This is a genomic window from Streptomyces albidochromogenes, assembly GCF_005981925.1.
Classification (GTDB): domain Bacteria; phylum Actinomycetota; class Actinomycetes; order Streptomycetales; family Streptomycetaceae; genus Streptomyces; species Streptomyces albidochromogenes.
Genome location: NZ_VBVX01000542.1, coordinates 1 through 2,160, shown reverse-complemented (window position 1 = coordinate 2,160; position 2,160 = coordinate 1). Strand labels below are relative to the sequence as shown.

At 77.6% G+C, this 2,160-nt stretch carries 4 protein-coding genes; all 4 read right to left on the bottom strand.

The genetic code is table 11. The features are described 5' to 3' along the window. Positions 1 to 39 precede the first annotated feature (39 nt). Positions 40 to 411: a TadE family type IV pilus minor pilin gene (locus E2E34_RS33625; RefSeq protein WP_138905615.1), complete on the bottom strand. Its 372-nt coding sequence runs from the start codon at positions 409 to 411 to the stop codon at positions 40 to 42. Then, positions 398 to 610 carry a DUF4244 domain-containing protein gene (locus E2E34_RS33620; RefSeq protein WP_138905614.1) on the bottom strand — a complete coding sequence of 71 codons (213 nt, stop codon included), beginning with the start codon at positions 608 to 610 and terminating at the stop codon, positions 398 to 400. The genes E2E34_RS33625 and E2E34_RS33620 overlap by 14 nt, the downstream gene beginning before the upstream one ends. Positions 611 to 641: 31 nt before the next feature. Then, positions 642 to 1,430: a type II secretion system F family protein gene (locus E2E34_RS33615; protein WP_138905613.1), complete on the bottom strand. Its 789-nt coding sequence runs from the start codon at positions 1,428 to 1,430 to the stop codon at positions 642 to 644. After that, on the bottom strand, positions 1,427 to 2,160 hold a 734-nt coding region (locus tag E2E34_RS33610), incomplete at its 5' end, for a type II secretion system F family protein (protein WP_138905612.1). The genes E2E34_RS33615 and E2E34_RS33610, both read right to left, overlap by 4 nt.

Genomic DNA, 2,160 nt, shown 5'->3' with positions numbered 1-2,160 from the left:
CGTCTCCACCGGTGCCGTTCACGCCCCCGCCTGTGCCGTTCACGCCACCACCCCCACGCTCTCCTCGGCCAGCGCGACCGCTTCCGCCCGCAGCGTCAGCGGCAGGGCGCCGAGGCCCGGAGCGGGGGCCTCGACGCTCACGCGGACCAGGTCGCCCTCGCGGGTGATCCGGACACGCGCCCCGCGCGGGGCCGCTTGCCGCACCGCTGCGATCGACGCGTCCCTCGGCTCCTGCCGCGCGGCGGCCCTGGCCCCTGTTCTGGCGGCGTCCACGCACTGGATCTGCGCGGAAGCCGCCATCAGCGCCCCCACCAGGGCCATGGTGAAGAGCAGCAGTGCCGGAACCACCACGGCCGCCTCCGCCGTGACGTAACCCCGGTCGCCCCGCCCGCCGGTCTCAGAACGGCACATCGAGCGCCCTCCCCACGACCGCCGCCAGCGCCGACGAGACCATGTCGCTCGTCACCACCTTGTAGAGCACCGCCGCGAACCCGCAGGCCGCGATCGTGCCCATGGCGTACTCCGACGTCGTCATCCCCGCGTCCCCGCCGGCGGCCCCGGCCACCCTGCGCACGAGACCTCGCGCCGCTGCCCGCATCCACATCCACATCTCGACCCCCGTGGTCAGTTGTCGTCCAGGTTCAGTTGCCGTGCGTCAGTCCACTCGCCAGCCCGATCACCACGGGCACCACTCCGACGACCAGGAAGGCCGGCAGAAAGCAGAGCCCGACCGGCCCCACCATCAGGACGCCCGCCCGCTGCGCGCGGGCCGAGGCGTCCCGCTCCCGTGCGGCTCTGAGGCTCTCCGCCACCCGGGTGACGGGTCCGGCCGCCGGGGCTCCCGAGGCGCCGGCCCTTTCCAGCGCTCGCGCCAGCCCTTCGGCGCCCGGTATCGCGCCCAGCCGGCCCCACGCGTCCGCCGGTTCGCCGCCGAGCCGAAGCTCGGCGGCGGCCCGGGCCAGCCGCTCGCCCACCGGGCCGCCCAGCGAATCCCCGACCGCCTCCGCGGCCTCGCGCGGCCCGGCGCCCGCCGAGACACAGGCCGCCAGAAGATCGGCGGCCAGGGGCAGCTGCCGGGCGTCGACCGGGCTCTCCGGCGGTTTGCGCCCGCGCTGCCACCACGCGATCCCGAACGCCGCCACTACGCCGACCGCACCACCGGCCACCCCTCCGACCAGCGCGTACGCCACCGCGACGGCTCCGAGCGGCGGCCCCCAGCGCAGCATCCGGGCCCCGTACCCGGGCCGCCACCGTCGGCCGCGCCACGGGCCCGGCCCGGCACTCCCCGCCGCTTCCGCGGGCAGCAGCGCCGCCAGCCGTCCGCGCAGCGACCGCTCCCGCCGCCAGCCGGCCCACACGAACGCCAGCCACACCGCGCCGGCCGCCACCGACACCGCCGTCCCCAGCTTGTGGACAAGTTCACCGCTCACCAACCCTCCCCCCGCCGTACGATGCGCCGGGCCCACAGGAGACCCGCGCCTTCCAGCAATCCGCCCACCAGCAGGCACCCCAGCCCGGCCGGCGTGTGCAGCAGCACCCGGAGCGGCCCGGCCCCCAGCGCACTGCCGATCAGCAGCCCGGCCACCGGAAGCAGCGCGAGCAACGCCACCGTCGCCCAGGCCCCCGTCAACTGGGCCCGGAGGTTCTCCCGCTGGTCCCGCTCGGCCCGCAGCGCCCCCTCCAGCCGGTCGAGCCCGGCCGCGAGACCGGCACCACCGTCCACCGCCACCCGCCAGCACGCGGCGACTCCCGCGAGCCCGTCCGCTCCCGGCTCCCGAGCCGCCCTGCGCAGCGCCTCCGGTACGTCCCCGCCGAACCTCGCAGCGGCCATCACCTCGGCCTCCGCATCACCCAGCCCACCGGTGCCCGCGGCGGCGGACAGCGCCTGCCCCGGCTGTCTCCCGGCCCGCAGCTCACCCGCCACCGCGCCGCACAGCGCGACGACCGCGTCCGCCCGGCGGTCCCGCTCCCGGCGTCGCTCGCCGGCCCGCAGCCGGCGCCCCACGAGCGGCACCGCCACCGCCCCGGCGGCCAACGGCAACACCGACTCGCCCAGTACGGCCAGGAGCACCGCGACCGGCACGCACAGCCACTCACGCCCCAGCCGTCCCCGCACCGCCGCCGCCACCCGCTCCCACAGCGCTTCCGGCCCACCGGGGT

Coding starts and splice junctions, on each gene's coding strand:
- E2E34_RS33625 (WP_138905615.1), bottom strand. CDS start 411: ATGTGCCGTTCTGAGACCGGCGGGCGGGGCGACCGGGGTTACGTCACG.
- E2E34_RS33620 (WP_138905614.1), bottom strand. CDS start 610: ATGTGGATGTGGATGCGGGCAGCGGCGCGAGGTCTCGTGCGCAGGGTG.